The following is a 2,169-nucleotide window of genomic DNA, read 5'->3' as shown; positions in this document are numbered from 1 at the left end:
ATCCTTGCCGTTTCCAATCCGCGCCGGCTGCTGGCACTCGCGGCCGCCCGTTTCTACGGTGCGCAGCCGGAAACCATGGTTGCGGTCACGGGCACCGCCGGCAAGACCTCCGTCGCCTCCTTCACCCGCCAGATCTGGGCGCATGCCGGCCATGCCGCGGCTCAGATCGGCACGACCGGCGTCGTTTCGCCCACCCGCAACGACTACGGAACGCTGACCACGCCGGATCCGGTCGAGCTGCAGAAGCTGCTGGCGGAACTGGCTGCCGAAGGCGTTACCCATGCCGCCATAGAAGCTTCCAGCCATGGCCTAGACCAGAGCCGGATCGACGGCGTGCGTCTTGCGGCTGCCGGTTTTACCAATCTCGGCCGCGACCATATGGACTACCATCCGACCGTCGAGAGCTACATGGCCGCAAAGATGCGGCTTTTCGATACGCTGATGCCGAAGGGCTCGCCCGTCGTCATCTTCGCCGACGATCCCTGGTCGGAGGAGGCGATGCGGGTCGCGACGGTGGCCGACCTGGATGTTCGCACGGTCGGTCGTCGGGGTGATTATCTCTGCCTGAAGCGGGTCGAGCATTTCCGTCACAAGCAGACGGCCGAAATTCACGTCGGCGAGCAGATTTTCGAAGTCGATATTCCGCTCGCGGGCGATTTCCAGGTGTCGAACGCGCTGGTCGCGGCGGGGCTTGCCATGTCGACTGGGGTTCCGGCCGCCGTTGCCATGGCCGCCCTTGAAAAGCTGGTCGGCGCCTCGGGTCGTCTCGAACTGGTTGGCCAGACAAAAGACGGCGCACTGGCCTACGTGGATTATGCCCACAAACCGGACGCATTGGAAAACGTGCTGGCATCCGTCCGCCCCTTCACGACCGGCCGCGTCATCGTGGTGTTCGGCTGCGGCGGCGACCGCGACAAGGGCAAACGGCCGATCATGGGCGACGTGGCGACGCGGCTTGCCGATATCGTCATCGTAACCGACGACAATCCGCGTTCCGAAATTCCCGAAGTGATCCGCTCCGAGATCATGGCGGCCGCTCCGGGCGCCGTCGAGATCGGTGATCGGGCCAATGCGATCCGCGAGGCGGTTGGCATGCTGCAGTCGGGCGACACATTGATTGTTGCGGGCAAGGGCCATGAGGAAGGCCAGACGATCGGCACCACGGTCCTGCCGTTCTCCGATCACGTCGAAGTCCGCAAGGCATTGCAGGAGCTGAAATCGTGACCTGGCTATGGACATCCGAGGATTTGACCGCTGCCATGGGCGGTCGCCCGATTGGTTCGCTTCCGGCGGGCATTACCGGCATTTCGATCGACAGCCGTTCGATTGGGCCGGGAGAAGCCTTCTTCGCCATCAGGGGCGACCGGGTCGACGGCCATGATTATGCAAGCCTGGCGGTCGCCAACGGTGCGACGCTGATCGTCGTCAACGAATCGAAATTGCCGGCGCTCGGCAAGCTGAGCGTGCCGATGATCGTCGTCGAAGACGTGCTTGCCGCGCTCGGGAAACTGGCGCTTGTTGCGCGTGCGCGCAGCCGGGCACGCATCGTCGCCATCACCGGTTCGGTCGGCAAGACGACCACCAAGGAAATGCTGCGCCACGCACTTGTACCGTCCGGCAAGGTGCATGCGGCGGTCGCCTCCTTCAACAACCACTGGGGCGTGCCGCTGACGCTCGCCCGCATGCCTGCCGATTGCGACTTCGGCGTCTTCGAGATCGGCATGAACCATCCCGACGAAATCCGTCCGTTGGTCAAGATGGTGCGCCCGCATGTGGCGATGATCACCACGATCGCCGCGGCCCATCTCGGCCATTTCAAGAATCTCGAGGAGATTGCCGCCGCCAAGGCCGAGATCTTTGAAGGTCTGGAGCCCGGCGGTTCGGCGATCCTCAATCGCGACATCAAGCAGTTCGGCTTTCTTCAGAAAAAGGCGCAGGAGGCGGGTGTCTCGCACATCCACACTTTCGGCCAGCATGCCAAGGCGGATTTCCGGCTGGCGGACTTTGAAGGCAACGGGGAAAACTCGGTCGTCTGGGCGGTGCTGAACGGCGAGACGTCTGAAGTCCATATCGGCGCCCCCGGCCGGCATATCGCCGAAAACGCCATGGCGGTTCTCGGCGCTTGCCTGCTGGTCGGCGCGGACATGGCCGGCGCCATAGCGGCGCTTG

General features: G+C 63.9%; 2 protein-coding genes. Both read left to right on the top strand.

The genetic code is table 11. From position 1 onward, the window contains the following. A partial coding sequence (locus MOV61_RS29580; protein ID WP_247139130.1) for a UDP-N-acetylmuramoyl-L-alanyl-D-glutamate--2,6-diaminopimelate ligase occupies positions 1–1,224 on the top strand: 1,224 nt, incomplete at its 5' end. Further along, a partial coding sequence (gene murF, locus MOV61_RS29575; protein WP_247139129.1) for a Mur ligase family protein occupies positions 1,221–2,169 on the top strand: 949 nt, incomplete at its 3' end. The genes MOV61_RS29580 and murF, both read left to right, overlap by 4 nt.

The organism is Neorhizobium sp. BETTINA12A, assembly GCF_023006485.1.
Lineage (GTDB): Bacteria > Pseudomonadota > Alphaproteobacteria > Rhizobiales > Rhizobiaceae > Neorhizobium.
Note: the sequence above shows the minus strand (reverse complement) of the source record. Positions and strands in the feature narration are given on the sequence as shown.